Raw genomic sequence first — 25,050 nt, forward strand, 5'->3', positions numbered from 1 at the left:
CTCCCCATCCGGCATGCTGCGGTTTGTCTGGATCCCGGCCTTCGCCGGGATGACGGTGTTTTTTTACTCACCCGTCATCTGATGAAACACCTTGTGTGTTCGGGCGTGTTTAGAAGGCGAAATAACGAAAGTCGTTCAATTCTTTTTTGCGATGCCCTGTCGGAATGGACGGCAGCCGTTCGTCTTAAAGTGGACTGCGACCGAAAAAAGGCCTTCAGTCGGGGCCACAAAGCGGATCGCCGGACAACGAGAACGGGAGGCGACATGACAGGCGTTCGATTGCTGGTTGGCACGCGGAAAGGGGCATTCGTTCTGACGGCCGATGGCGCGCGCAAAAATTGGGACGTCAGGGGGCCACATTTCGCGGGCTGGGAAATCTACCATCTCAAAGGCTCGCCTGCCGATCCGAACCGCATCTATGCATCGCAATCGAGCGGCTGGTTCGGACAGCAAATCCAGCGATCCGACGACGGCGGCAAGACATGGGAAGCCGTCGATAATTCGTTCGCCTACGACGGCGTTCCCGGCACGCACCAATGGTATGACGGGACACCGCATCCGTGGGAGTTCAAGCGGGTCTGGCACATCGAGCCGTCACTCGCAGATCCCGATACAGTCTATGCGGGCGTGGAAGATGCGGCGCTGTTTCAGTCGAAGGACGGCGGCAAATCGTGGGCGGAGCTTTCCGGCCTGCGCGGCCACGGCTCGGGTCCGCATTGGCAGCCCGGTGCGGGCGGCATGTGCCTGCATACCATTCTGCTCGACCCGAAAGATCCGCAGCGCATGTTCATCGCCATCTCGGCGGCCGGCGCGTTTCGAACAGACGACGGCGGCGCAACGTGGCGGCCGATCAATCGAGGCTTGAAATCGGAATTCATGCCCGATCCGACAGCGGAAGTCGGGCATTGCGTCCATCGCCTGGCAATGCATCCGACGCGGCCCGAGGTGCTTTACATGCAGAAGCATTGGGACGTGATGCGCTCGGATGATGCGGGCAATTCGTGGCGCGAGGTCAGCGGCAATCTGCCAACCGATTTCGGTTTCGTCATCGACGTGCACGCGCACGAGCCGGAGACGATCTACGTGGTGCCGATCAAGAGCGACGCGGAGCATTTTCCAATAGATGGCCAGCTCCAGGTGTGGAGGAGCAGAACGGGCGGCAACGATTGGGAAGCGCTGACCAACGGCCTGCCGCAGTCCAACTGCTATGTGAACGTTCTTCGCGATGCGATGTGCGTCGATACGCTGGACTCGTGCGGCGTGTATTTCGGAACGACTGGCGGACAAGTTTACGGTTCGGCCGACGCCGGCGATACGTGGAGCACGATCGTTCGCGATCTGCCGGCTGTGCTTTCCGTCGAGGTGCAAACGCTGACATGATCCGTGTCGTCTTACCGTCGCATCTGAAGAAGCACGCCAGCATCAACGGCGAGGTGGTCGTTGAAGTCGATGCGCCGGTTACGCAGCGGGCACTGCTTGATGCGCTGGAGAAAACGTATCCAGTGCTGCGGGGAACGATCCGGGATCAGGGCACTCAGAAGCGGCGCCCGTTTCTGCGGTTTTTCGCATGCCAGCGGGATCTTTCGCACGATGCTCCGGATGCGCCATTGCCCGACGACGTCGTGCGGGGAGCGCAACCGTTTCTCATCGTCGGCGCGATTGCGGGAGGTTGAATTTTTGTGGTAACCGGCGACTCCCCTGCGGGAAGCCGGCCGCCAGGCACGGGGCACGGGCATGTTGCGTCGTTCTTGCCCGACCGCCGTCAAACGTCGCGACCTCGACACATTCGCGCGGCATGGCGTGGGGTTCGCAGATGAATTAGGGTTCCCCCATGCGCAGAGCACTCCGTATCGTCGTCATCACTTTCGTGGCGTTCGTTATTTTCTTCGGTCAGCGCTGGTATAGTTACGTGACGAACAAGACGAGCCCGTACGATGAGACGGGCATTCAGATCAACAGCGCGCTCCCCGCGCCGCTCCGTAAATGGGGTTGCGATAAGCTGCACGCGAACTTTCCCAACGCACTGCCGCCCGCGGGATGCCAGGCGGAAGACGGCAAGAGCTGGATGTAGGCTTGCCGCGCGCGCTTTAGCTGACCGGCAATACCAAAACATCGCGCCTCGTTTGACTCCTCCCCGCTCAAAGACAAACATACTGTCTTTTTGTTGAATCGCGTCTCGGATTGCGAATCTTAAGCGCCTTGCGATCCCGGCCGCCAACCCGAGGCCGCACGTCATGGCTCCTCCGCGCCCGTCTAAAACCCATATCGGCAAGCACAAACTTCACCCCGAAACCTTGATGCTTGGGTATGGCTACGATCCGCTTCTGTCGGAAGGCGCGGTCAAGCCGCCGGTGTTCCTGACCTCGACGTTCGTGTTCAAATCGGCGGAAGAAGGCCGCGATTTCTTTCATTACGTTGCGGGCCGAAAGCAGCCGCCAAAAGGGACGTCGGCGGGCCTCGTCTATTCGCGCTTCAACCATCCCAACAGCGAGATCGTGGAGGAACGTCTCGCGGTCTACGAGGAAGCGGACGCGTGCATCTTGTTCTCGTCGGGCATGTCCGCCATCTCGACGACGGTGCTGGCCTTTGCGCGGCCTGGCGACGTCATCGTCCACTCGCAGCCGCTTTATGGCGGCACAGAAACGCTTCTGTCGCGGACGCTTGAACCTTTAGGCATTCGTGCGGTCGGCTTTGCCAATGGCGTGGATGAAGCAAGCGTGCGCGCGGCCGTTGCACTTGCGCAAACGAAGGGGCGCATTGCGCTCTTCCTGATCGAAACGCCGTCAAATCCGCTGAATACGCTGGTCGATATCGCGCTCGTCAAGCGCATTGCGGAGGAAACGTCAAAGCAGCAAGGGCATCGCGCCATTCTCATTTGCGACAACACGCTCCTAGGACCACTATTTCAAAAACCCTTGGCGCTCGGAGCGGACTTGTCGATCTACTCTCTGACGAAGTACGTCGGTGGCCATTCCGATCTCATTGCCGGCGCCGTTCTTGGCGGCACGGAACTGACCCGCCCCGTAAAACTTTTGCGCGGCGCGATCGGAACGCAACTCGATCCGCATTCCTGCTGGATGCTTGGCCGTTCGCTCGAAACGCTGGAACTTCGCATGGAGCGTGCCAACAGAAATGCGACGGCCGTCGCTAAGTTTCTACGCGATCATCCGGCGGTTACCAAAGTCCACTATCTGGCTTTCCTCGAACCCCGAACGAAGCAGCATCGCGTCTTCAAAACACAATGCAAAGCCGCAGGCTCGACATTCTCATTCGACATTGCCGGCGGCGAGCGCCAAGCCTTTCAGTTTTTGAACCGGCTGGAAATTTTCAAGCTCGCGGTTAGCTTGGGGGGCACGGAATCGCTGGCATGCCATCCCGCTTCGACGACGCACTCCGGCGTTCCGGCCGACGTTCGTGCAGCCATCGGCGTCTCTGAAGGAACGATCCGGCTTTCAATCGGGATTGAGCATCCTGACGACCTCATTGCCGATCTCACGCAAGCGCTTTCGGCAGTCTAGGTGACAGCGCTTGCAGTGAAGGCGGTCATCCTGCAACGGCGTTGTCGCGCAGGAGCTTGTAGTTGATGCTATCGAGCAGTGCTTCGAAGCTGGCGTCGATGATGTTGGGCGAGACGCCGACGGTGGTCCAGCGCTCACCGGTTTCCATGTCGAGGCTTTCGACGAGAACGCGCGTGACGGACGCGGTACCGCCATCGCGCGTCTGCGTGAGGATGCGAACCTTGTAATCGACAAGCTCGACATTCTCGATGTGCTTCTGATAGCGACCGAGGTCGTTGCGCAACGCCTTATCGAGCGCGTTCACCGGACCATTCCCCTCGCCGACCGACACCAGCGCCGCGTCGTCACCCGCAATCGAAACGGTGACCACAGCCTGTGAAACGGTGCCGTTGCCGTTGCGGGCTCTGGAGCGCTCTTCCTTGCGCTCGACCGTTACGCGGAAATTATCGACCGAGAAATAGCGAGGTACGGTGGCGAGCGCGCGCCGGGCCAGAAGCTCGAACGAGGCTTCAGCGGCTTCGTATGAATAGCCCTGATCCTCGCGCGCTTTCACCTCGTCCAGCAGCGCCTGCACGCGCGCATCGTCCTTATCGGACGGCAGGCCGAGGCGTTCGAGCGCCGACGTCAGCGATGACCGCCCCCCTTGCTTCGAGACGAGGATGCGCCGTTCGTTGCCGACGCTCTCGGGCGGAACGTGCTCATAAGTCTCTGGCGCTTTCAGAAGCGCCGACGCGTGAATGCCGGCCTTGGTCGCGAAGGCACTTTCGCCGACATACGGCGCGTGGCGGTTCGGCGCTTCGTTCAAAAGCTCGTCGAGAACGCGGCTCGCATGCGTCAGCGTGCGCAGCTTCTCCGGCGTGACGCCGGTTTCGAAGTATTCCGCGAACTCGCTTTTCAAGAGCAGCGTCGGAATGATGGACGTCAAGTTGGCATTGCCGCAGCGCTCGCCGAGGCCGTTCAACGTGCCCTGGATCTGACGGCAGCCTGCGCGGACCGCCATCAGCGTGTTAGCGACGGCATTTTCGGTGTCGTTATGCGTATGGATGCCGAGGTGCGATCCCGGCACGTGCTTGGCGACATCGGCGACGATGCGCTCAACCTCATGCGGGAGCGTGCCGCCGTTGGTATCGCACAGCACCACCCAGCGCGCACCGGCATCGTAGGCGGTTTTGGCGACGGAGATGGCGTAGTCGCGGTTTGACTTGTAGCCGTCGAAGAAATGCTCGCAGTCGATCATGGCTTCGCGCTGCGTCTCGACGACGGCGCGCACCGATTGATCAACGGCTTCGAGATTTTCCTCGTTCGTGATGCCGAGCGCGACGCGAACCTGATAGTCCGACGATTTGGCGACGAGGCAGATGCTGTCGGCTGCCGACTGCAAGACTGCCTGGAAGCCAGGATCGTTCGAGACCGACCGCCCTGCCCGCTTCGTCATGCCGAACGCGGTGAATCGCGCCGAATTAAAATTCGGACGTGACGCGAACAGGTCCGTATCGGTCGTGTTGGCGCCTGGATAGCCGCCTTCGATATAATCGATGCCGAGGTCGTCGAGCACGCGCATCAGCCGGCGCTTGTCTTCGAGCGAGAAGTCGACGCCCGTCGTCTGCGCGCCGTCACGCAGCGTCGTATCGAAAAGATAAAGGCGTTCCTTGCTCATGACGGTTCGGTCGTTTTCTTCGGTTGGCTCTCGGCGAGCCGCGTTATCATGGTCGTGTTGGAAAGCCACTGGTCGTCGCGCGGAACAGAATTGCGCTGCGTCGCGACGTAGCCTCGGTTTTCAAAGAACGGCACGGCCGTGTCGCTTGCGTCGACCGTGACAGCCTCGGCGCCCCTGGCGCCTGCGATCTTCTCCAGCGCATCGGCCAGCGCGGTGCCAACCCCCTCGCCTGCGTAGTCGGGATGCACGTAGAGCATGTCGATGGTTTTATTGTCCTTAAGGGACCCGAAACCCAGATATTCACCGTCGAGCTGGACGACAAGTGTCAAGGCCGCCGCCAAGCGGGCGCGGAATTCGGCGGCATCTTCGGCGCTGGCGGCCCAAGCGAGCCTCTGATCTTCGTCATAGTCATCGACCGTCAGCTCGTCGATGGACTGGGCGAAAAGATCGCGCAGTGCCATCGCATCGGCGGGCAGGAAGGGGCGGAGCGGGTATTCGTTGGACATGGCTGCGTCTGAGGGTAAACGTCTGGGCTAAACAAACCGGCGCGGACCGGCGTTAACCGGCCTTCTCTGGTGTCGCCAGGGCTTATGGGATGCTGCGATGGGCCTACCCCCATGCGGGGGCCGATGCAAGCCCCCTGTTGACCTCCTTCCGTGCCATATTTTTCGCTCTTCCGCCGAGCCATTACCCTCGGAATAACCAAAAATCGCCGCCGTAATTCCTTTGACGTTGTCGAGTGCCTGCCCGAAACTGTCGGTACGGACTAACCGTGCACACAGCGGGCCTTTGAATAGACCGACGAATGTCGCTGAACTTCGCAACGGCAAAAGCCATCATTGATGAGGCGCACCGCGCCTGGAGCGCCGGCGATATCGAGGGTGTCCTCCGCACCTATGCCGATGATCTATGGTTTCAGCGCAATGCAGTCGACAGCACCTCTCCCCCTCTGGTCATCCAGGGCAAGGACGCCATGGGCGTTTTCCTAAGAGACATCAACGCGAAGGCCACCGGAATGGCGGTGGTTGAAGCTTTTCAATTTCACGCCGGTATAGGACGTTCGCGCGTCTCCTATTTCCTGAAAGATAGAGAAACGGGACAAAGTCATTCTGGCACATATCGTCAGATCGTGATGTTTCGCGGCATGCAGATCTCGCGGTTGGAGCAGTTTCATGACGCTGCCCGCCTCACGGCATTTTTCCGGCTGATTGACGGAGTGCCGCATCACGAAGGCCGCTCGTAGGCCTAGGTCGTCACCCGAAAAGCACACAGGCTTTAGGATTCAACCGCCGGCCGAACGGATCAAAGACTTTACTCGCTCGGCGTCTTCGGGCGTCGCGGGGTTGTATACGATCATTCCAAGATCAGGGCGGCTATCGACGGCAAATGCCGAATATTCGAACGTGACGGTGCCGAGAACCGGATGCCGGAGCTTCTTCATTCCGCCCCCGTAGTTGCGCACATCGTTGTCGCGCCATAGCCGTGCGAAATCCGGGCTCGACTGGCAAAGCTCATCGACCAGTGCACTCACGCGCGCAGTCGCGCCTATCCGCGCCACGTCCGCCCTGAAAACGCCCACGATGAACCGCGCAACGCTCTCCCAATCGTACTGCACCGAGCGAACTTGAGGATCGCTAAAGACGACGCGCAAGAGGTTGCGCTTCTCCGGCGGTAGCTTGCCATAGTCGGTCAGGACGGTTGCGAACGCGCGGTTCCAGGCGACGACATCCCACATCGCGTTCTTGATCATCGCGGGACTGATCTCGAAAGCGTCGACCACGCGCTGCAGACGCGGTGTGATGCTTTCATCTTCCTTGATATGCACCTCCGGCTGGCGGCCAAGGCCCAGAATGAAAAGATGCTCGCGCTCCGCGTCCGTCAGCATCAGCGCACGTGCGATACGGTCGAGCACATCGGCGGATGGCGCACCGCCGCGCCCCTGCTCCAGCCACGTGTACCAAGTGGCGCTGACGTTAGCGCGCTGTGCCACCTCCTCGCGCCTGAGTCCTGGCGTGCGCCTGCGTACGAGCGGCAAGCCGAACGATGCGGGATCGAGCTTCGTCCGGCGATCTCGCAGGTAAGCGCCGAGCGCGCTTTCTTTGGTGTCCGATAAACTCATCGTATTAGTGATTATACCCGTATAAACTCACGTCTTTACCAGCATAGACGCTAGCACGAGATAGCCTCCGACGTAACTGAGGAGGATATCATGCGTGTTTTTATTACCGGCGCGACGGGCTTTATCGGCTCCGCTGTCGTCAATGAATTGCTTGGCGCCGGACACCAGGTGCTGGGCTTGGCACGCTCAGATGATGCGGCGGCGGCGCTGACTGCGGCGGGTGCCGACGTGCACCGTGGCGACCTGCAAGATCTCGATAGTCTTAAAATCGGCGCTCGCGAGACCGATGGGACAATCCACTGCGCATTCATCCATGATTTCGCGAAATTCGCGGGGAACGGACAGATCGACAAGCGCGCCATCGAAGCGATGGGGGATGCACTCGAAGGCACGAATAAGCCTTTCATCGTCACATCGGGAACGGGGTTGATCGCTCCTGGCGTGGTCGTCACCGAAGACATGAGGCGTGAGGCCGGCCTTCACATACCGCGCGTCTCTGAACAGGCAGGACTGGCTTACGCGCCGCGCGGCGCACGGGCGATGGCGATACGCCTTCCCCAAGTGCATGGCGCCAAAGGAAAGGCCGGTTTGATTTCTTATCTCGTTGAAAGCGCGCGCCAGAAAGGCGTGGCTGCTTATGTCGGCGACGGGAGCCAACGGTGGTCAGCGGCGCACGTCTTGGATGTGGCCCGCGTCTATAAGCTCGCGTTGGAGAAAGGCACGGCGGACAGCATATATCACGCCGTCAGCGAGGAAGGCGTGCCTATGCTTAATGTCATGGAGATCGTCGCTCGCGCCGTAGGCGTGCCTCTGCTGTCGATCAAGAAAGAAGAAGCCGGCGAATATTTCGGCCCGCTCGCGATGTTCGCCGGTCTCGACATGCCGGCATCCAGTGCTCTGACGCAGCAGCGGCTTGGGTGGACGCCCAAAGAGATCGGGCTCATCGCCGACATTGGGCAGCCGGGGTATTTCGCGGGTTGAGGTGATTTGTCTTTGTCGTCGGGCGTGTCTTCCGTACGCCCGACGGCCTCTCAGCGGGTCCCGTCCAGGGAGCCCATTCGCCCTTATATTCAGCGACTATCGCGCGCCGAATTCGGAGCGACCGTTCGGCTCACCTTCAATCAAGCGCCGCGGGCTTCGAACGGCGCTAACAGCCGTTGTTTCGTTACCTGGAGAGCCTGTTTCAACTTCCGCCGAGTGTTGCGAAGCCGTCTTTTCCGGTACGCCCGAGCCCCCCCGACCGCATGCGAGGCGCCATCCTCAGACGTTCGTTCAGCCATGCGCGTGATCGTAGCGACCAAAGCCTGGATGACCTCGGCCTCTTGCAGGGCCGTGACGCTATTTGGCTCGGGGTCGGCGGGAATGTCCTGCGGAAACCATTTGCGTGACAGCCGACCGTCGAAATATCGGCTGTTGAGTTCTTGCGTGACCTCGCTGAACCGCGCTTTGATCGCGTTGGATTCGTGCATGCTCAGCAGGCGCCCGAGCGGCTCACCTTCGGGGATAAATTCCGTGACCAAAACTCGAATGCATTGTGCCCGCCGCCAACCGTCCGCGCACTCGCTGAACTTCGGCAGGGTTTCATTAAGGTGGCGAAGAACTTCAAGGCGTTGCAAATCGAGTGAGATATTCCGGTCGTCATCGAGCAGCGGATCTGTGATCTCCACGCCGAGTTGCTCGCAGAAATCCCGCCGAATATCGCCATCTGCCATTTGCGTCCGGTCATACTCTCGCACGATCAAGTTGCTTCTGCCGAAAGCTTCCGCCCATAAATCGAGTGTCTGCAAATGGTTGAAGAAACGAGCCTGAGGCAAAATCTGGTCGGCGCTGAACCTGTGATGACTCCCGTTCCGAATGCTCTCGGACCACGACGCCAAAGCCAGCTCCGACGGCTCACGTGCGTAAAAAACAATCTTGATGTCATCTGTCGGTAGCGCGTCGCGCAGCTTTTGAAGTTGCTGCAGCCGCGTGATGCGCGATGAGAAATGCTCGCACGACAGAATAAGATTGCCGTTCGCCGCGCGTGCGCTTTGCGCTAGATGCGCCAGCACCGACGGTAGCATGGGTTGGCGTTTGGCAGAGACGAACTCGACGTCGCCGTCGATGAGAGCGCCGGCAACGGGAAAATGCGCATCGTGCTCGAAGCAGATGTCATTCGACGCACAAGGGTAAAAGAAGCCCGCTTGCTTTAGAAGCGCGGCATTCCGTGTCAAAAAACGCTGCAGTGTCGTGGAACCGGTCTTCTCTCCACCGATATGCAAAATTGCGCGTTTGATCATGGGGCCCCCCCAACCATTCCAGGCTGAGGCAGCGTGGGAGCTATGTCAAACGGCCTATATCTGCCATCCACATTTGTTGGTCAGCCTATATCAAACGTGCATTATCCGCCTGAGGTTATTGACAGTCATTGATAGCCGGTGTCGATGATTCGATTCGGTTGCAGTCGCCTAGCGAGCAACTTCCCAGGTGGTTTCGATCTCCCCGGTGTCCTTGTTTTTCACGTCTTTCAGCGTGATGCCCATGCGAGCGAGTTCATCGCGGATACGGTCCGATTCCTTGAAGTCCTTGCGCTTGCGGGCTTCGAGGCGCGCTACGATTAGCGGCTCGATGGTCGCCGCAACAGCCTGAGCGCTTTCTGCCGCGCGTGCGTCGGCGGCCTTCAATGAGGAGCCGTCGAAGCCCAAGAGTCCTAGCGCGGCGCCGAGCCCCTTCACATCTTTGGCGGCCGCAAGCCCGTGCAGTTCTGCAATGGCCTTCGGCGTGTTGAGATCATCTTCGAGCGCTTCGAGAACGGCGGGCGGAATCACATTGCGATTGTTGGTATCGATGCCCTCGAGTGCAAACCAAGCAGTGAGAATTTTCTGGCTCTCTTCCAGGCCTTTCTTCGTCCAGTCGATCGGCTGGCGATAGTGCGTGCGCAGCATATTGAGCCGCAGCACTTCGCCCGGCCAACCGTCATTCAACAGCTCGCGGATGGTGATGAAGTTGCCGAGGCTTTTCGACATCTTCTCGCCTTCGACCTGCAGAAAGCCGTTGTGCATCCAGACGTTCGCCATCACCGACGTGCCATGCGCGCAGCGCGACTGCGCGATTTCGTTTTCGTGGTGCGGGAACGTCAGATCGATGCCGCCACCATGAATGTCGAATACGGGGCCGAGCAACGCGCCCGACATCGCCGAGCATTCGATATGCCAGCCTGGGCGCCCCGGCGTTTTGATACCGGCGGGCGACGGCCAAGCAGGCTCGCCGGGCTTTGACGGCTTCCACAGCACAAAGTCCATCGGCCCTTTCTTGTAGGGCGCGACTTCGACGCGGGCACCGGCTTCCATCTCATCCAACGAGCGGTTCGAAAGGCGGCCGTAATCCGGCATCGACGCAACGTCGAACAGCACGTGATCTTCCGCGACGTAGGCGTGGCCGTTCTTCACCAGCGTCTCGATGATCGAGATCATGTCCTCGCCGCCTTCCGGGCGACGAATGTATTCGGTCGCGCGCGGTTCGTACGTCGGCGGCAAAACGCCGAGTGCGTCGATATCCTTGTGAAACTGATCTTCCGTCGCCTGCGTAACTTTGCGGATCGCCTCATTCAGCGGCAGGTCGGGATAGTCGCGCGCAGCGCGGGCGTTGATCTTGTCGTCGACGTCGGTGATGTTGCGGACGTAGGTCACGTGACCCGGCTTGAAGATATAACGGAGCAACCGGAACAGCAGGTCGAACACGATGACCGGGCGGGCATTGCCGATGTGCGCGTAGTCGTAGACCGTCGGGCCGCAGACATACATGCGGACGTTCTTTGGATCGATCGGCTCAAACGCGGCCTTCTGGCGGGTCAACGTGTTGTAAAGTTTCAGCGCCAAAGCCGGACCTCGTCCATCGTCATTCATGATTTCCGCAGTATGCCATAGCTGCACGGCGCGGGGATAAGTCTGCAGCCGGGCCTTATCCGCTCCTTTCCACATCCGTCAAGCTGCTGAAACCGCTTGCAAAACGTAGAATGTCTCAATTGCTCCCAATTGACCCGCTAGCAAATCGCTGCTTAGGGTCCGGAATGCGTGATTTTTGAGCGCCTTCGAGCGTTGCGCGCGCATTCCGTCTAGGGGACGTTGGGAGCAGGCGTGAGCCAAGGAAGTCCAATCAACACGACCGTTCGCCGGCTGGCGCTTGCACTTGCCGCCGCGGCAATTGCCTTGCTTTTCGTCTCGGAAGTAGCCTCGGCCCAGAGCTGGTGGCCGTTCGGCGGCGGCGGCGGTGACGACCGGCAGGACGGCGGCGACCGTCCGCCCGTACCGCAGGAGCCTGTCTACCGGGAACCTTCGCCCGCGCCCATGCCTCCGCCGCAGGGACCGCCGCCCGCGGCGTATCCGTCGGCTCCGCCGCAGCCCGGCTATCCGGCCGCCCCGCCCCCCCAGGCCGGCGTTCCCGTGCAGCCCAGCGCGCCGCCGCAATCTTCGGCATCGAGCTATCGCAACCCGATCTGTCTGCAGCTTGAGCAGCGGCTTGTGCAGGAGAACAAGAAAAACGGCCAGTCGCAGGCCGATCTGCCTCGCATCGAAGGCGAAATTCGCCAGCTCGAAACCACCGTCGACCAGACGCAAGCGCGGCTCGATCGTGGCTGCTACGAATACTTCCTGTTCACGAAGTCGCTGAAGAACATCCCGCAGTGTAAGGACCTTGCCCGGCAGGTCGACAATTCGAAGCGGCGGCTTTCCGATCTCGATGCGCAGCGGCAAGATATCCTCGGCTCGTCTGGCCGGTCGTATCAGGACGACATCATCCGCGAGCTTGCGCGCAATAACTGCGGCGCAAATTACTCTGCGATGGCCCGGCGCGAAGACGGCAACACCGGCGGCATGTGGGAAGATGAAGAATCGAGCGGTGGCAACACCTGGAACCCACGCGCTGCGAACGGTGCGCAGACCTATCGCACGCTGTGCGTCCGTCTATGCGACGGCTTCTATTTCCCGGTGAGCTTCTCGACACTGCCCAGCCATTTCGATCATGACGCGGACGTTTGCTCGTCGCACTGCGCGGCGCCGTCGGAGTTGTTCTATTATCCCAATCCCGGCGGGACCGTCGAACAAGCGGTCGCGATGAAAGATCAGGAACCGTACACTAAGCTCAAGTTCGCGTTCCGGTATCGCAAGGAATACGTCAACGGCTGCTCGTGCAAGGCGGCTGACTATACCCCCGCCGATGGTGACAAGAGGGTTGAAGGCGCCCTACAGACGCTTCAAGGACAGCACCGGGCTGATGCGGCTACGTCGCAACAGCCGATGACAACGGGGGCCGCCGCCGTTCAGAGCGAAACGCTCCCGGATGCGGGCGGACAACCGCAGGCGCAGCCGCAAACCGCTCCGTCCATCGGCGCCGGCGGCTGGCAAACCGAAGCCCAGCCGCAGCAGTAACTTTCGTCATCCTCGGCCGAGCACGGCGCAGCCGTGTCGAGAGCCGGGGATGATGATGGCAATCCGCTAAGCTCTCTTACCTTCCAGGCGGGCAAGAACGCGGTCGCGGCCCATCAGCGGCAGCAGGAATTTTAACTCGGGTCCGGCTTCACGTGCCGTCAGCGCGAGGCGCAGGGGGTGAAAGAGCGCTTTGCCCTTCGCGCCGGTTTGAGCTTTGATCGCGCCGGTCCATTCCGACCAAGTCGCTTCGCTCCACGGCTCAGGCGGCAGCAGCGACGCGCCCGCGACGGTCACTTTCGAATCTTCAATGACCGGATCGATGTCTCCCGCCACAACCGTCCACCAGTCCTGCGTATCAGCAAAAAGTTCGAGGTTGCCGCGCACGGCATTCCAGAAGTCTTCGCAGCCCTCGATGCCGAGCGCGCGCAAGCGATCCGCAACATCAGCGTAGTCGAGCATGTGCAGCAGCTTGCTGTTGAGCGTCTTCAGTTCGGCGACGTCGAAGCGTCCTGGCGCGGTCGAGATTTTTGCGAAGTCAAGTTTGGCGGCCAGCTCATCGCGCGACTTGAATGGCTCGATCGCATCAGAGGTGCCGACGAGCGCGGCGTGACAGAGCACCGCCATCGGCTCCAGCCCATCGTCGCGGAAGCTCTGCACGGACAGCGCACCGAGGCGTTTCGACAGAGCCTGTCCGTCGGCGCCGACAAGCAGCGAGTGATGGCCGAACTGGGGCGGCGTTGCGCCCATCGCTTCGAAGATCGCCATCTGCACGCCAGTGTTCGTGACATGATCCTCACCGCGCACGATATGCGTGATGCCGAACGCAACATCATCGACGACGCTGGTGAAGGTGTAGAGATACGTGCCGTCCTCGCGGATCAGCACCGGATCGGACAGTGAACCCAGATCGACGGTCTGGTCGCCACGGATCAAATCGTTCCACGACACGAGCGTGGGTTGCGGCGCGAGCCCGCGCTCCTCTTCCGTGTTCGGTAGTCGGAAGCGCCAATGCGGTTTGTCGCCACGACCGATGCGGGTTGCGATCTCATCATCGGACAGCTTCAGCGCGGCGCGGTCGTAGATCGGCGGCTTGTGCATCGCGAGCTGGCGCTTGCGGCGGCGGTCCAATTCTTCTTCCGTCTCGAAGCACGGGTAGAGCGCGCCGCTGGCTTTCAGAGCGTCAGCAGCTTCGTCGTACAAGGCCGTGCGATCCTGCTGTCGCGCGAACTCGTCCCAGGTGAGACCGAGCCACTTCAGGTCATCGCAGATGGCGTCCGCATATTCCTGGGTCGAGCGAACGGTGTCGGTATCGTCGAGCCGAAGCAGAAATGTGCCGCCGTACTTTCTGGCGAGAAGCCAATTGAGCACCGCCGTCCGGATGTTGCCGATATGGATGCGGCCCGTGGGGCTCGGAGCAAAGCGGACGCGTGGGTTCATGAAAAGCTCGGTTGATGATCGGATTTGCGCGCAACCTAGCGTGCGCACCGTCGAACGCAAGTTCTGTTCGACATTCTCGTGAGGCGGCGGCGAGGCGCTTGATTCTTGCCGTCATCCCGGCGCAGGCCGGGATCCAGACAATTTCGACATTGAGCATGCTGAAGATTGTCTGGGTGCCGACCTCCGTCGGCATGACGGAGCGATGGTTTGGCGTCAGGCGCCTTTGGCAACTATTGGAGGTTTTGGGACCGGAGACGCTTTCTGGTCCGCCTGCATCACATCCTCACGAAATTTGTTCGTGATCGGATAGCGGCGGTCGCGGCCGAAGTTGCGCGAGGAAATCTTGACGCCGGGCGCGGCTTGGCGGCGCTTGTACTCGGCTAGGTACAGCAGCCGCTCGATCTTCTTCACCGTCTCGACCGAATGGCCGCGCGCGACGACGTCCGCAAGCGGCATTTCCTTTTCGACGAGGCAATTCAGAATGTCGTCCAGCTCCGCATAGGGCGGCAGCGAATCCTGATCGGTCTGGTTGGCGCGAAGCTCCGCCGTCGGCGCTTTGGTCAGGATGCGCTCTGGAATGACGATGCCCGCCGGTCCTTTCGCTTCTTCCGGCACGTGCGCATTGCGCCAGTGCGCCAACTCGTACACCTCCGTCTTGTAGAGGTCCTTGATCGGATTGAAGCCGCCGTTCATGTCGCCGTAGAGCGTCGCGTAGCCGACGGACATTTCGCTCTTGTTGCCGGTGGTCACGACCATCCCGCCAAACTTGTTCGACACCGCCATCAGGATCGTGCCGCGCACGCGGCTTTGCAGATTTTCTTCGGTGATGTCGGCGTTGGTCCCTGTGAAGAGATCCTTCAGGCTCCAGGTCAAGCCGGCGACGGTGGGCTCGATCGAAACTTTGTCGTAGCGAATGCCGAGCGCGTTGGCGCAGGCGGCGGCGTCTTCGAGGCTCTCGTCGGAGGTGTACTTCGACGGCAGCATCACGGCGTGAACGCGCTCCGGTCCCAGCGCATCGACGGCTATCGCCGCGACGAGCGCGGAGTCGATGCCGCCAGACAGACCGAGCACGACGCTCGGAAAGCCGTTCTTCTCGACATAATCTTTAAGGCCCAGAACGCAGGCGTGATAAGCGGCGGCTTTGCCTTCGGTGAGCTTCGCGACCTTGTCCTTCCGGCAGACCCAGCCCGATGGCGTGCGGGTCCATTCCGTTACGGACACGTCTTCGCGCCAAGCCGGAAGCTGCACGGCGAGACTGCGGTCGGCATTCAACACGAACGACGCGCCGTCGAACACCAGCTCATCTTGGCCGCCGACCTGATTGAGATAGACGAGCGGCAGGTTGCTTTCGGTGACCCGCGCGACGGCGACATTCATGCGGGCGTCGGGCTTCGGCCAATCGAACGGCGAGCCGTTCGGCGAAACGAGAATTTCTGCGCCCGTCTCGGTCAGCGTCTCGACGACTTCGGTGCTCCAGATGTCTTCGCAGATGGGCACACCGATGCGTACGCCGCGGACATTCAGCGGACCGGGTTGTGGTCCGGGTGCGAACACGCGCTTTTCGTCGAAGACGCCGTAGTTGGGCAGATCGACCTTCAGCGTCGTCGCCTGGATGCGGCCGCCATCGAGCAGCGCGACGGCGTTGTGCACCTTTCGGCCTTCAGCCCAGATCGTTCCAATCAGGATGGCGGGTCCATCGGTGCAGGTGGCTGCCAGCCATTCGAGCTTGGCTTTCGTCGCCTCCTGGAAGGCGGGTTTCAGAACGAGGTCTTCCGGTGGGTAGCCGTTGAGAAACAGCTCCGAGAAGACGACGACGTCCGCGCCAAGCTCCTTGGCGCGGGCGTGGGCGCGGGCGGCGCGTTCAGCGTTGCCTTGCAAATCCCCAACTACGGGGTCGAGCTGAGCGAGGGCGATCTTGAGCGAAGCGGGTGATGTCATGCCCGCTATTTAGGGCGCGGCGCGACCGAGGTCCAGAACCGCGAAGCCGCTGGCTTAATCGCCGTCGTCGCCACAGGGGACCGGGAACTCGACGTCGGGGTCCCAACACATGCCCCCGCCCTCCTGAACGACGCTGAGCGTCGCCGGGCGGCGCTCGATCGCGATGGCTGCGGCCGCGGACGTCCAAACCGCCAGCGCGGCGAAGATGTGCAATCCCATGTGAGCCAAACCCTCGACATGAAAACAGCGGCCCTGCCAAGCGGGGCCGCTGTTCAGCATACACACAAACGTCACGAACAAAAGGCCCCGCCGTTACGCGATCAGCGATTTCGGCTCCATGTGCGTGTCCGCGTTCCGCTCCTTCTTCAATTGCTCAGCAACGAGGAAAGCCAGCTCCAAGGCCTGGTCAGCATTGAGGCGCGGGTCGCAATGGGTGTGATAGCGGTCCGACAAATCCTGCTCGGAAATCGCCGTCGCGCCACCGGTGCATTCGGTCACGTTCTGGCCGGTCATCTCGACGTGGATGCCGCCCGCGTGCGTGCCTTCCGCGCGATGGACCTCGAAGAACGACAGGCTCTCCTTCAGGATGCGGTCGAACGGCCGCGTCTTGTAGCCGGTGACGGCCGAGATCGTGTTGCCGTGCATCGGATCGCACGACCAGACGACCGAGCGGCCCGCCTTTTTCACGGCGCGGATCAGCTTAGGCAGGTGCGTTTCGACCTTGTCGTAGCCGAAGCGGCAGATCAGCGTAAGGCGGCCCGGTTCGTCCTTCGGGTTCAGAAGATCGATCAGGCGCAGCAGGCCGTCCGCATCCATCGACGGGCCGCATTTGAGGCCGATCGGGTTTTTGATGCCGCGGCAGTATTCAACGTGGGCGTGATCGGGCTGGCGCGTGCGGTCGCCGATCCAGATCATGTGGCCGCTCGTCGCGTACCAGTCGCCGCTGGTCGAATCCTTGCGCGTCAATGCCTCTTCGTAGCCGAGAAGCAGCGCCTCATGGCTGGTGTAGAAGCTCGTCGTCCGGAGCTGCGAGGTGTTGTCGGACGTGATCCCGCAGGCGCGCATGAACTGCAGCGTTTCGGCGATGCGATCCGCCAGCTCCTGATAACGGTGGCCCTGCGGGCTATCCTTGACGAAGCCCATGTTCCACTGGTGCACGCGTTCGAGATCGGCATAACCGCCGGTCGCGAAGGCGCGGATCAGGTTCAGCGTCGCCGCCGACTGACGATAGGCTTCGAGCTGGCGATGCGGATCGGGGATGCGCGCTTCGGCCGTGAACTCGGTGCCGTTGATGATATCGCCGCGATAGCTCGGCAGCTCTTGGCCGTTCTTCTTCTCGGTCGGCGAGGAGCGCGGCTTGGCGAACTGCCCGGCGATGCGGCCGACTTTCGTCACGGGCTCACCGCCCGCGTACGTCAGCACGACGGCCATCTGCAGGAAGACGCGGAAGAAGTCGCGGATGTTGTCGGCGCGATGCTCAACGAAGCTCTCGGCGCAGTCGCCGCCCTGAAGCAGGAAACCACGGCCACCGGCAATCGCAGCAAGCTGCTTCTTCAGCTCACGGGCTTCACCGGCAAAAACGAGCGGCGGGAAGGACGCCAGACGTGCTTCCACGTCGGCGAGGGCCTGCGCGTCCGGGTATTCCGGCACCTGCATGATGGGTTTGCCGCGCCAGGTATCTGGCGACCATTTTTCGGCTTGGGCGTTGGACGCCATCGTCAACTCCTAAAAAGCAGCTATCGGGCCCCGCCCGGAGGCGGTGCCTTCCTCTGCTCTGTGGCATATTATCTCGGGGCGCTTATAGGTGATATCGCCGCCCCGCGCCAGCCCGTCCCGGGTGGCGTTCCTTGCGATTAAAGCCCGGCTCCCATGCCGCCATCGACGGCCAGTTCCGATCCCGTGCAATATAGGCTGTCGTCGGAGGCAAAAAAGACCGCCGCGCCCGTCATGTCCTCCGGGCGGCCGAGGCGGCCCATGGGGGTCTTGTCGATCAGGGCCTGCTTGACGGGCGGCAACTTCAGCAGGCGGTCGGTGATGGCGGTTTCGACGTAGCCAGGGGCGATTGCATTCACGCGGATGTTGAACGGCGCGTATTCGACCGCCAGCCCCTTCGTCAGCGCCGTGACGGCGCCCTTGGTGGCGGTATAGGCCGCAAGCGGACGCAGTCCTCGGCTCGCCATGATCGAGGAAATGTTGATGAGAGACGCCGACTTCGACTTTCGAAGCAGCGGCAGCGCATCACGCGAAATTCTGAGGATGGCGTCGAGGTTCACCTCGCGCAGCTTCGTCCAATCGGAATCGGACAGCTGGCGGACTTCGCCACGAACGAGGATGCCGGCATTGTTGACGACAACATCGACGTAGCCGTGGGCGCTCTCGATGTTGCGGAACAGCGCCGTGATGTCCTGGCCTTTCGAGACGTCGACGGCCATTGCCGTCGCGGCGCCGCCATTGCCCTTGATATCGCGAACGGTTTGCTCGGCGGTCTCGCCGTTGATGTCGGTCACCCAGACGTGCGCTCCTTCGGCAGCGAAGCGATGAGCGATCGCCGCGCCGATGCCGCCGCCGGAACCCGTTACCATTGCGATCTTTCCGCTGAGCCGCGCCATGTGAACCTCACGTCGTCGATTGGGGGGCCGAACCCATACGGCGGTGCACTCTCCCGATCAAGCCGCCGCTTCGCCAGGGGCCATCCATTTCTCGCGCAAAGTCACAAGTTCTTCTGCGGCCGATGGATGCAAGGCCATGGTTTGATCGAAATCGGATTTTTTTGCGCCCAGGCGCACGGCGATGGCGGCCGTCTGCACGATCTCGGCTGCGTCTGGTCCAAGAATATGCACGCCGACGACACGATCCGTCTCAGACTGTACGACGAGCTTCATGAGTGTGCGCTCATCGCGGCCGCCGAGGATCGCCTTCATCGTGCGGAAGCTGCCTTTGTAAACATGCACGTCGCCGTACTGGTTTTTCGCTTCCTGCTCGGTGAAACCGACGGTACCGATCTCAGGCGTTGTAAAGACCGCGGTGGGGATCGTCGTATAATCGACGAGCGTCGGCTTGTTGCCGAAGACGCTATCGGCGAAGGCCTGGCCTTCGCGAATGGCCACGGGCGTGAGATTTACGCGATTGGTGACGTCGCCGACGGCATATATAGATGGCACCGTCGTTTGCGAATGGTTGTCGACGACGATTGCGTTCTCGGGGTCCATCTGGACACCGATGGCTTCGAGGCCCAGTCCGCGTGCGTTCGGCGAACGGCCAATCGCGAACAGGATCTGGTCAGCTTCGAGCGTCTCGCCGCCCGTGATCGTGCCGACGAGCCCCGACGCCGTCTTCTCGATCTTGGTAAAAACCTTTTCGTTGATGATACGAATGCCGCGCGCTTTCATCGTCTCGACGAGGCCGTCGCGCAGATCGTCGTCAAAACCGCGCAGGATTTTCTCGCCGCGATAGATCAGCGTGACGTCGGAACCGAGCCCATGAAAAATCGATGCGAACTCGGTCGCGATGTAGCCGCCGCCGGCGATGACGATGCGGCGCGGAAATTTCTTCAAGTTGAAGACTTCGTTCGAGGTGATGACGTGCTCGATGCCGGGAAGCTTGCGATCGACGTTGGGGTGGCCGCCCGTCGCGATCAATATCGTCTTTGCCGTGATCGTCCGGCCGGACGCTGACAGGCGCACCTCGTTGGGCGACAGGCACATCGCACGTTCGGGAAAAACCTCTACCTTGTATTTGTCGAGCGTCGTGCGGTACGCGGCTTCGAGACGCGAAATTTCCTTGTCCTTGGCGGCGATCAGCGACGGCCAGTCGAATGTCCTCTCAGGCAGCGTCCAGCCGAAGCCTCCCGCGTCCTTGAATTCGTCGCTAAAGCGGCTGGCATAGACGAGCAGCTTTTTTGGAACACACCCGCGGATCACGCAGGTGCCCCCGATGCGGAATTCCTCGGCAATCGCAACGCGTGCGCCGTGGCTCGACGCAATGCGGGCGGCTCTCACGCCGCCCGAACCTGCGCCAATGACGAAAAGGTCGTATTCGAAATCTGACATCGCTTGGCTATGCAGGCTTACTTCTGATCGGTGGGGATGGGCGGCGTCTGCCCGGCTTTGATTTCGTCGGCGATCTTGGCGCTGTATTTCATACCGATCTCCGCGCCCTTCTTCATCAGTTCAGGCGTCTTGGCGATAAACTTTGCACCCGGCCCCGAACGATAGAAGTCGGCGACCGTTTTCATCTCTTCAGCCGTAAACGTCTCGGCGTAGAGATTGGCAAAGTCGGTGATCATCTGGTCTTTATATTCGAGCAGCTTTTTCATGCTCGAGTCGAATTGCGCCGAGAGCTTTTTGCCGGCTTCGGAATTGTCGGCGTTGGCGCCTTTGGCGAAGCCGCGCGACATGGCTTCGACCATGCCGTCCATCTGTTTCGTGACGCCGGTGACTTCAAGCAGATCGCGGGCGGCGGCGACGCGGGCGGGATCGGGTGGCGTTGCGGGCGAGTCTTCAGCCAGCGCCGCGGTCGAACAACAGACGAGAAACAGTGCAATTATTCGCAGCCAGCGGCCCATTTTTATTCATCCTCTTCGAAATCGATTTCAATTGCCGAAATGACTTCTACACCCATTGGTCCGGCAATGATGCCGACATCGGCAATGCCAAGGAAAAGACCGTTCTCGACGACGCCGGGAACGAGCTTTAAAGCGTCGTCCAGCGCTTCGGGATCGTCAATCGAACCGAACGCGCAATCGAGAATATGGTTGCCATTGTCGGTTACGAATGCCTTGCCATCCGTACCACGGCGCAACTTGATCTCACCGTCGAGCCCCAGATCGTCGGCAAGCTTGGCGATCAGACTTACAGTCGCCGCCAGTCCGAACGGCACGACCTCGACCGGCAGAGGAAACTTGCCGAGTACCTCGACGAGCTTGCTGTTGTCGGCAATGATGATGACTTGGTTCGAAGCCACCGCGACGATCTTTTCTCGGAGGAGCGCGCCGCCGCCGCCCTTGATGAGGCGCAGGTCTTCGTCGAGTTCGTCGGCGCCATCGACGGTGAGGTCGAGCGCCGGTGTCTCATCAAGCGTCGTCAACGGAATATCGAGGGCTGCCGCCTGGGCGCGCGTCGCTTCCGACGTCGGAACGCAAACGACCTTCAGGCCGCTTCTGACGCGTGCCCCCAACAGCTCGACGAACTTCGCAGCCGTCGAGCCGGTGCCCAGACCGAGCTTCATGCCGTCTTCAACATAGCCGAGCGCCTGCTCGGCCGCCTGCCTCTTCCAATCGTCAGTGCTCATCTTGCCCCCAAAGACCAAAATCGGCTGCTGCTCGCCGGATCGTGCGCCTTGTCTAGGCTGGCGGTGCGGCGCTTTCAAGCCGCGCAAATCTACCAGACATTCGTGACGCCGTGACAGAGCGGACCGAGACGACTACGGTCAAGCGTCGACGGTGGCGTGCGGAATGCGCGCCGCCGACGCCAACCAATGAAAATACGAGGAGATTTCATGCAGGGTTGGACGATCGTCTTCGATCTGGACGGCACCTTGATCGACACGGCGCCGGATCTGGCCGAAGCGACGAATCACGTGCTTTCGACGCTCGGCCTTGAGCGGATCAACGAAATGGAAATTCGCCCGTTCGTCGGCCATGGCGCACTGGCGATGATCGACGGCGCGGTGAAGGCGCACGGGCGAAAACTTCCCGAACGCGAGCTACACGATCTGTTCGAGGTCTTCCTGACTTATTACACGGCCCACATCGCCGATCGCAGTGTCCCCTACCCGCACATCGTCGCAGCGCTCGACGGGCTGAAAGCCGAAGGCGCGACGCTCGCGGTCTGTACTAACAAGATGGAAGCGCAGGCGCGCGCCGTTCTCGAAGCGCTGCAACTGGACGGCTATTTCTCGGCTTTGACCGGGCGCGACAGTCTCGGCGCTTACAAGCCTGATCCACGGCATCTGACGGGCACGATCGCATTGGCCGGCGGACATTCGGGCAAGAGCATCATGATCGGCGACAGCGAAACCGACATCCGGACGGCGAGGGCTGCGCAGGTGCCGGTCGTGGCGGTGAGCTTCGGCTACAGCATCGATCCGGTGCTGTCGTTCGGGCCTGACGTCGTCATCAACGATTACCGCGAACTACGCGGGGCGATCGGCAAGCTCGCGGGGATGCCGGTCAGTTCATAACGGCTAGTAGGTAAGAACGCGGCAATCGTCCGACATGATCTCTTCGATGAAATGCGCGGCGCCAATGACGCCGCTGCATTCGGCGATCAGATCGTCCTTGCGCATGGCGCAGCTATCGAGGCCGGTTGAGAAGCAATGGAAGCGGACGCCTGATGCGTGTGCTTCCTTGATGAAGTCGTAAACCGACCGGCACTCGGCCGCCTTGACGTGCACGGCTTCGGCCACGCCGTTGCGCAGAACTTCGGCGGCGCCGCCCGTGCAGACGACCTCGACCTGATAGCCCATCGACGCTGCGACGGAGGCTTGAAATATCGGCGGGCAGATCGACTCGTCACTATGCGGACTGGCGTTGGCCAATACGATGATAAGCTTGCGCGTCACGGCTGGCGTCCTGCTCGGAGTCACTTGCGCCGAGACTAGGCTGCGACCGGCGTCGGCCGCAACCGTTAACGCGTGTTCAAGCCATCAAACGTCGTGACCGCTAATATAACGGCGGTAAACGAGGATCGTGGCCGGCAGGAACACGAGGTCGGCGACCAGCGACGCAATCAGCGTCACGCCGCAGACGAGGCCGAACAGCCGAAGCGACGGCAGGTCGGAGAAGATCGTCACGCCGAGGCCGAAGGCGAGCACGATCGTCGTCAGGATGATGGCCGGGCCGACCAGAACGCGCGCGCGACGAATGGCAAGCTCGGGCGGGACGCCGGGCTGCTCCTCCATGCGCAATCGGTTCAGGAAGTGGATCAGCGCATCGACGCCCAGTCCGAAGACCACGATCAGCGCAACGACAGATGAGAATTCCAAGCCGCCGCCCATGAAGTAGAGCATCGCTCCAGCCGTCACGACCGGAAACAGACCAGGCAGCAAGCTGATGAACCCGACGAACACCGAACGGAAGGCAAGCGCCAGCAATACGGCCGCAACGAGCACGCAGAGCGGAATGCTTTCGTCAAGCTGCGAGATCATCCGGTAGCTGTTGCGTGCCGCAAGCGCGGGCAAGCCCGTTACCGAGATCTGATATTCGGGATACGCCTTGCGGATCGGATCGAGCGCCTTATCGACCGAATGGACCAGGGGCAGAATCTTGCTGGCGTCAACGTCCGGCAGGCGGCCCGTCACGAGTACGGCTTTCTCGTCCTTGGCGATGAAGCGGCGGACGAGGTGCTCCGGCAGAAGGCCGACGTATTTCTTGATCGTCTCGACGTTGTCCTGGCCACTTTCGCGCAGCCAGCGACGCAGGCTCTCGAGCGACCAGACGTTGCCGAGGCCCGCGGCTTTTTCAAGGGCCTCGTGGGTCTCTTCGATCACTTTCAGCGTCTTGGGATCGTAGAGGCTGGCACCGTTCTTCCACTGGATCATGACGTGGAACGGATTGGCGCCAGTGAGCTTGGAATCGATGCGGCCGGTCGCGGCAATCGCCTGCTCGCGGTCAGGCACCTGATCGGCGAGGCGATAGCGCGGCTCTAGCGCGAGATGCAGCGAGGCAAAGTAGGCAAACAGCGCAAAGGCTATGGCCGTGTAAACGACCGAATGCTTGACGACGCGATCGACAATGCCGCCGACGAAAATGCCGAGCGCGTCCATCAGTCCATCGGCGGGCGTGTGGTCCTTGGCGAGCGTCTTCTCGTTGCGCACGAACAGCAGCGCCAGGATCGGCAGCACGACGATGACGGCGCAGAACGAGATGCAGACTGCCATGGCGCCTGCTTCGCCGAACGTGCGGATGAGGCCCGATTCCGAGAACAACAATGCCAGGAACGACAGCAACGCCGCGCCGTGCGCTAGCACGCACGCGGGACCGACAACGAGGATCGCAAAGCGGACAGCCTGAAGCTTGGTGTCGCCTTCGCGCAGCCGGATGCGGAAGGCCGACACCATCTGCATACTGTCGGCAAAGCCCATCACCATGATGAGCGGCGTCATGACGTTCAGGAACAGATTGAGCTTGAACCCGAGCCAGCCGAGCAGACCCAGCGACCAGGCCACAGCAATGACCGGCGGCAGCGCGGCAACGAGCATCAGCGATATGCGGCGGAAGAAGATCGCTGCAATCGCTGCGCCGAAGAGAAGGCCGAGGCCGTTATAGACGATCTGATCACGCTCGACAGCGTTGCGGATCTCAAGCTGCATGACCGGCGCGCCGGCGAGCTTCACCGACAGCCCGACCGGATTGAGATCTTCCTTCGCCGTGTTTTCGATCTCGCCGATGACGACTTTCGCGGATTTCTCTTCAACGACCTTGCGGTCGAGCGCCAGCACCATCAGCGCGAGCTGACCATCGTTCGACAGAAACTTGCCTTTGACGATGTCGTTGGTTTTCAGGGCATCGACGATCTTACCGAACTCGACCGGATCGTCGGGCAGGTCGTCGGGCACGATCGGCGGGGGATATCCGCTCGCGTCGGGTTTGCCGCGCGCGGACAGCATCGACACGATGCCGCTGACGCCGTCAATGAGTTGCAGATCGGCGGCGGCATTGCCGAAGGCCGTCAGCCCTTCTTTCGTCAGCAGCCTCTTGCCTTCGACGACGACCAGAACGTCGTATTCGCTCGATGGGAAGCGCTTGTCGATCTCTTCGTAGATCTTGAATTCGGGGGTGTTGGTGCGGAACAGCTCCGACAGGCTGTCGTCGACCCTGAGGCGCGAAATGCCGGCCGCCGCAGCAGCCGTTAGAATGAGGACGATGATTGCCGATATGATCGGCGCCCTGATGCCCAATAGGCCAATCTTATTCAGGCCCAAAGAAATCAGGTTCGGGCGTTCCGGCTCCGCTGACTGCAAAAAATGTCCTCCCCA

The 25,050-nt window shown here is 61.2% G+C and carries 23 protein-coding genes; 8 read left to right on the forward strand and 15 right to left on the reverse strand.

Translation table 11 applies throughout. The annotated features are described in order from the left end of the window. The first annotated feature begins 264 nt into the window (after positions 1-264). The 4 genes from RLW41_RS21470 (at position 265) to RLW41_RS21485 (ending at position 3,518) form a co-directional block, all read left to right on the forward strand. Positions 265-1,380 carry a WD40/YVTN/BNR-like repeat-containing protein gene (locus RLW41_RS21470; RefSeq protein ID WP_414462811.1) on the forward strand — a complete coding sequence of 372 codons (1,116 nt, stop codon included), beginning with the start codon at positions 265-267 and terminating at the stop codon, positions 1,378-1,380. Further along, positions 1,377-1,673: a MoaD/ThiS family protein gene (locus tag RLW41_RS21475; RefSeq protein WP_414462812.1), complete on the forward strand. Its 297-nt coding sequence runs from the start codon at positions 1,377-1,379 to the stop codon at positions 1,671-1,673. Before RLW41_RS21470 ends, RLW41_RS21475 begins: the two co-directional genes overlap by 4 nt. A gap of 158 nt (positions 1,674-1,831) precedes the next feature. Beyond that, complete coding sequence (locus tag RLW41_RS21480; protein ID WP_414462813.1) at positions 1,832-2,071, forward strand: hypothetical protein; 240 nt, start codon at positions 1,832-1,834, stop codon at positions 2,069-2,071. Positions 2,072-2,234: 163 nt separating this feature from the next. Then, positions 2,235-3,518, forward strand: coding sequence for a cystathionine gamma-synthase family protein (locus RLW41_RS21485; protein ID WP_414462814.1), 1,284 nt, complete (start codon positions 2,235-2,237; stop codon positions 3,516-3,518). 25 nt (positions 3,519-3,543) lie between these two features. Here RLW41_RS21485 and cimA read toward each other — a convergent pair whose 3' ends face one another. Together cimA and RLW41_RS21495 are read right to left on the reverse strand one after the other, a co-directional pair. Continuing rightward, the gene (cimA, locus tag RLW41_RS21490) at positions 3,544-5,175 is read right to left on the reverse strand and encodes a citramalate synthase (RefSeq protein WP_414462815.1); all 1,632 of its coding nucleotides are present in this window, start codon (positions 5,173-5,175) and stop codon (positions 3,544-3,546) included. Next, complete coding sequence (locus RLW41_RS21495) at positions 5,172-5,681, reverse strand: GNAT family N-acetyltransferase (protein WP_414462816.1); 510 nt, start codon at positions 5,679-5,681, stop codon at positions 5,172-5,174. Before RLW41_RS21495 ends, cimA begins: the two co-directional genes overlap by 4 nt. Before the next feature lie 299 nt (positions 5,682-5,980). Between RLW41_RS21495 and RLW41_RS21500 the strand changes: the two genes are divergently transcribed. Beyond that, on the forward strand, positions 5,981-6,418 hold the full coding sequence (locus RLW41_RS21500) for a nuclear transport factor 2 family protein (protein ID WP_414462817.1): 438 nt from the start codon (positions 5,981-5,983) through the stop codon (positions 6,416-6,418). A 39-nt stretch (positions 6,419-6,457) separates the two neighbouring features. Here the strand turns inward: RLW41_RS21500 and RLW41_RS21505 are convergent, their stop codons facing one another. Then, a complete protein-coding gene (locus tag RLW41_RS21505) occupies positions 6,458-7,294 on the reverse strand; it encodes a helix-turn-helix transcriptional regulator (RefSeq protein WP_414462818.1) in 837 nt (278 codons plus the stop codon). Between the two features lie 90 nt (positions 7,295-7,384). Here RLW41_RS21505 and RLW41_RS21510 point away from each other — a divergent pair, with 90 nt between their 5' ends. Continuing rightward, the gene (locus RLW41_RS21510; RefSeq protein ID WP_414462819.1) at positions 7,385-8,275 is read left to right on the forward strand and encodes an SDR family oxidoreductase; all 891 of its coding nucleotides are present in this window, start codon (positions 7,385-7,387) and stop codon (positions 8,273-8,275) included. Between the two features lie 140 nt (positions 8,276-8,415). Here RLW41_RS21510 and RLW41_RS21515 read toward each other — a convergent pair whose 3' ends face one another. Together RLW41_RS21515 and cysS are read right to left on the reverse strand one after the other, a co-directional pair. Further along, the gene (locus RLW41_RS21515) at positions 8,416-9,573 is read right to left on the reverse strand and encodes a hypothetical protein (RefSeq protein ID WP_414462820.1); all 1,158 of its coding nucleotides are present in this window, start codon (positions 9,571-9,573) and stop codon (positions 8,416-8,418) included. Between the two features lie 168 nt (positions 9,574-9,741). After that, complete coding sequence (gene cysS / locus RLW41_RS21520; RefSeq protein ID WP_414464629.1) at positions 9,742-11,151, reverse strand: cysteine--tRNA ligase; 1,410 nt, start codon at positions 11,149-11,151, stop codon at positions 9,742-9,744. 258 nt (positions 11,152-11,409) lie between these two features. On the opposite strand from cysS, the gene RLW41_RS21525 reads away from it, so the two are divergent. Beyond that, positions 11,410-12,699 (forward strand): DUF2865 domain-containing protein, encoded by a 1,290-nt coding sequence (locus RLW41_RS21525; RefSeq protein ID WP_414462821.1) that lies wholly within the window; start codon positions 11,410-11,412, stop codon positions 12,697-12,699. Positions 12,700-12,765: 66 nt separating this feature from the next. Here the strand turns inward: RLW41_RS21525 and gltX are convergent, their stop codons facing one another. From gltX to rpiA, 8 genes are all read right to left on the reverse strand, one after another. Then, on the reverse strand, positions 12,766-14,136 hold the full coding sequence (gltX, locus tag RLW41_RS21530) for a glutamate--tRNA ligase (protein ID WP_414462822.1): 1,371 nt from the start codon (positions 14,134-14,136) through the stop codon (positions 12,766-12,768). A gap of 213 nt (positions 14,137-14,349) precedes the next feature. After that, positions 14,350-16,074, reverse strand: coding sequence for an NAD+ synthase (locus tag RLW41_RS21535; RefSeq protein WP_414462823.1), 1,725 nt, complete (start codon positions 16,072-16,074; stop codon positions 14,350-14,352). A gap of 54 nt (positions 16,075-16,128) precedes the next feature. Continuing rightward, on the reverse strand, positions 16,129-16,293 hold the full coding sequence (locus RLW41_RS21540) for a hypothetical protein (RefSeq protein ID WP_414462824.1): 165 nt from the start codon (positions 16,291-16,293) through the stop codon (positions 16,129-16,131). Positions 16,294-16,386: 93 nt separating this feature from the next. Next, the gene (locus RLW41_RS21545) at positions 16,387-17,790 is read right to left on the reverse strand and encodes a class II 3-deoxy-7-phosphoheptulonate synthase (RefSeq protein WP_414462825.1); all 1,404 of its coding nucleotides are present in this window, start codon (positions 17,788-17,790) and stop codon (positions 16,387-16,389) included. A 137-nt stretch (positions 17,791-17,927) separates the two neighbouring features. Then, positions 17,928-18,683 (reverse strand): SDR family NAD(P)-dependent oxidoreductase, encoded by a 756-nt coding sequence (locus RLW41_RS21550; RefSeq protein ID WP_409560014.1) that lies wholly within the window; start codon positions 18,681-18,683, stop codon positions 17,928-17,930. A gap of 57 nt (positions 18,684-18,740) precedes the next feature. Beyond that, on the reverse strand, positions 18,741-20,123 hold the full coding sequence (gene gor, locus RLW41_RS21555; RefSeq protein WP_414462826.1) for a glutathione-disulfide reductase: 1,383 nt from the start codon (positions 20,121-20,123) through the stop codon (positions 18,741-18,743). 17 nt (positions 20,124-20,140) lie between these two features. Further along, entirely contained in the window at positions 20,141-20,638 is a 498-nt protein-coding gene (locus RLW41_RS21560) for a DUF2059 domain-containing protein (protein ID WP_409560016.1), read from the reverse strand. 2 nt (positions 20,639-20,640) lie between these two features. After that, on the reverse strand, positions 20,641-21,363 hold the full coding sequence (rpiA, locus tag RLW41_RS21565; protein ID WP_409560017.1) for a ribose-5-phosphate isomerase RpiA: 723 nt from the start codon (positions 21,361-21,363) through the stop codon (positions 20,641-20,643). Positions 21,364-21,570: 207 nt separating this feature from the next. On the opposite strand from rpiA, the gene RLW41_RS21570 reads away from it, so the two are divergent. Next, on the forward strand, positions 21,571-22,254 hold the full coding sequence (locus RLW41_RS21570) for an HAD family hydrolase (protein ID WP_409560018.1): 684 nt from the start codon (positions 21,571-21,573) through the stop codon (positions 22,252-22,254). A 3-nt stretch (positions 22,255-22,257) separates the two neighbouring features. Here the strand turns inward: RLW41_RS21570 and RLW41_RS21575 are convergent, their stop codons facing one another. Together RLW41_RS21575 and RLW41_RS21580 are read right to left on the reverse strand one after the other, a co-directional pair. Further along, positions 22,258-22,635 (reverse strand): DsrE family protein, encoded by a 378-nt coding sequence (locus RLW41_RS21575; RefSeq protein WP_013947844.1) that lies wholly within the window; start codon positions 22,633-22,635, stop codon positions 22,258-22,260. Between the two features lie 84 nt (positions 22,636-22,719). Then, the gene (locus RLW41_RS21580) at positions 22,720-25,035 is read right to left on the reverse strand and encodes an efflux RND transporter permease subunit (RefSeq protein ID WP_409560019.1); all 2,316 of its coding nucleotides are present in this window, start codon (positions 25,033-25,035) and stop codon (positions 22,720-22,722) included. Between the last annotated feature and the right edge of the window lie 15 nt (positions 25,036-25,050).

Origin of the sequence: Hyphomicrobium sp. DY-1, assembly GCF_047497105.1 — a bacterium.
In the GTDB taxonomy this organism is placed as follows: domain Bacteria; phylum Pseudomonadota; class Alphaproteobacteria; order Rhizobiales; family Hyphomicrobiaceae; genus Hyphomicrobium_B.

Excerpts from the sequence above, each read along its gene's own strand:
- RLW41_RS21470 (WP_414462811.1), top strand. The coding sequence starts at position 265 with ATGACAGGCGTTCGATTGCTGGTTGGCACGCGGAAAGGGGCATTCGTT.
- RLW41_RS21545 (WP_414462825.1), bottom strand. The coding sequence starts at position 17,790 with ATGGCGTCCAACGCCCAAGCCGAAAAATGGTCGCCAGATACCTGGCGC.
- RLW41_RS21550 (WP_409560014.1), bottom strand. The coding sequence starts at position 18,683 with ATGGCGCGGCTCAGCGGAAAGATCGCAATGGTAACGGGTTCCGGCGGC.
- gltX (WP_414462822.1), bottom strand. The coding sequence starts at position 14,136 with ATGAACCCACGCGTCCGCTTTGCTCCGAGCCCCACGGGCCGCATCCAT.
- RLW41_RS21535 (WP_414462823.1), bottom strand. The coding sequence starts at position 16,074 with ATGACATCACCCGCTTCGCTCAAGATCGCCCTCGCTCAGCTCGACCCC.
- RLW41_RS21540 (WP_414462824.1), bottom strand. The coding sequence starts at position 16,293 with ATGGGATTGCACATCTTCGCCGCGCTGGCGGTTTGGACGTCCGCGGCC.
- RLW41_RS21505 (WP_414462818.1), bottom strand. The coding sequence starts at position 7,294 with ATGAGTTTATCGGACACCAAAGAAAGCGCGCTCGGCGCTTACCTGCGA.
- rpiA (WP_409560017.1), bottom strand. The coding sequence starts at position 21,363 with ATGAGCACTGACGATTGGAAGAGGCAGGCGGCCGAGCAGGCGCTCGGC.
- gor (WP_414462826.1), bottom strand. The coding sequence starts at position 20,123 with ATGTCAGATTTCGAATACGACCTTTTCGTCATTGGCGCAGGTTCGGGC.
- RLW41_RS21480 (WP_414462813.1), top strand. The coding sequence starts at position 1,832 with ATGCGCAGAGCACTCCGTATCGTCGTCATCACTTTCGTGGCGTTCGTT.
- RLW41_RS21510 (WP_414462819.1), top strand. The coding sequence starts at position 7,385 with ATGCGTGTTTTTATTACCGGCGCGACGGGCTTTATCGGCTCCGCTGTC.
- RLW41_RS21515 (WP_414462820.1), bottom strand. The coding sequence starts at position 9,573 with ATGATCAAACGCGCAATTTTGCATATCGGTGGAGAGAAGACCGGTTCC.
- RLW41_RS21475 (WP_414462812.1), top strand. The coding sequence starts at position 1,377 with ATGATCCGTGTCGTCTTACCGTCGCATCTGAAGAAGCACGCCAGCATC.
- RLW41_RS21495 (WP_414462816.1), bottom strand. The coding sequence starts at position 5,681 with ATGTCCAACGAATACCCGCTCCGCCCCTTCCTGCCCGCCGATGCGATG.
- cimA (WP_414462815.1), bottom strand. The coding sequence starts at position 5,175 with ATGAGCAAGGAACGCCTTTATCTTTTCGATACGACGCTGCGTGACGGC.
- RLW41_RS21485 (WP_414462814.1), top strand. The coding sequence starts at position 2,235 with ATGGCTCCTCCGCGCCCGTCTAAAACCCATATCGGCAAGCACAAACTT.
- RLW41_RS21560 (WP_409560016.1), bottom strand. The coding sequence starts at position 20,638 with ATGGGCCGCTGGCTGCGAATAATTGCACTGTTTCTCGTCTGTTGTTCG.
- RLW41_RS21500 (WP_414462817.1), top strand. The coding sequence starts at position 5,981 with ATGTCGCTGAACTTCGCAACGGCAAAAGCCATCATTGATGAGGCGCAC.
- RLW41_RS21570 (WP_409560018.1), top strand. The coding sequence starts at position 21,571 with ATGCAGGGTTGGACGATCGTCTTCGATCTGGACGGCACCTTGATCGAC.